At 25.0% G+C, this 863-nt stretch carries 1 protein-coding gene; it reads right to left on the bottom strand.

What is annotated here, in order from left to right; translation table 11 throughout:
• Window positions 1–126: 126 nt before the first annotated feature.
• The gene (locus tag G3997_RS02745; RefSeq protein ID WP_296647714.1) at window positions 127–639 is read right to left on the bottom strand and encodes a DUF4397 domain-containing protein; all 513 of its coding nucleotides are present in this window, start codon (window positions 637–639) and stop codon (window positions 127–129) included.
• Window positions 640–863: the final 224 nt, after the last annotated feature.

Here is an 863-nt window from a genome sequence, read left to right as displayed (position 1 = left end):
TTCACATTTTTTTATTTCAATTTATATTACATACRAGCRTAGGTATTTCCATCTACTGACTGTATTATTTCTACATTAGGAGGATTTCCAATTATATATATTGTATAAATTCTATTTRATTTAAATTCATAGTTTCCTTGTACTAATTGATTTTCCTGTTAAATTTTCTTTTACTGATATAGTATATTGTCCTGGATTTACATATTGATATGGTGTTTGATCTCTATAGTCTATATCATCTACTGCAGGAGTATTATTATTAAATATATCTGATACAGGTAAATCTGGTGATAGATTTACAAATCTAACTATAGCTTGAGTGTTTGATGTTTTTTGATCTATATCTTCATTTATAATTATTAACGATTCTTGACCTTTATTTCCTGTAATTGCTAATGTAAATAAATCTTCATCTGGTAAAACAAATGTTGTTCTTATTAACACATTTTGTGTTCCAGCTTCGTTTACATCAATTTTATAAGACCTATTATCCATATAGACATATGGTGTAAAACCTTTATATTTTACATCTGAATATAAAAGTTTATTATCAACATATATATCAACCGCTTGTTGTGAAGGTAGTACATTCAAATATCTAACTAAGCCTTTATCTTCCTGTATCTTAAAACAATCCATTTAAATTCTCCCCCTATACAAATATACTGTTTTTATATATTATGTATCATATTTTATATTGTTACTTTTAAAATAAAGCTTGAGATATGTATAGTTTACATATGTTCTATCATAAATCTTATAATTTCTATAACCTCATATTCAATTAGACTAAACATCTTATATACAACATGRCTTTTAGGAATATTTTCAAATCTATATTGAGAAGATGAATCTCCAGGAAG

Origin of the sequence: Romboutsia sp. 13368, assembly GCF_018336475.1 — a bacterium.
In the GTDB taxonomy this organism is placed as follows: Bacteria; Bacillota; Clostridia; order Peptostreptococcales; family Peptostreptococcaceae; genus Romboutsia.
This window is presented reverse-complemented; position numbering and strand designations above follow the sequence as displayed.

Bases quoted from the DNA above. Each gene is read 5' to 3' on its own strand.
- G3997_RS02745 (WP_296647714.1), bottom strand. From the start codon at position 639: ATGGATTGTTTTAAGATACAGGAAGATAAAGGCTTAGTTAGATATTTG.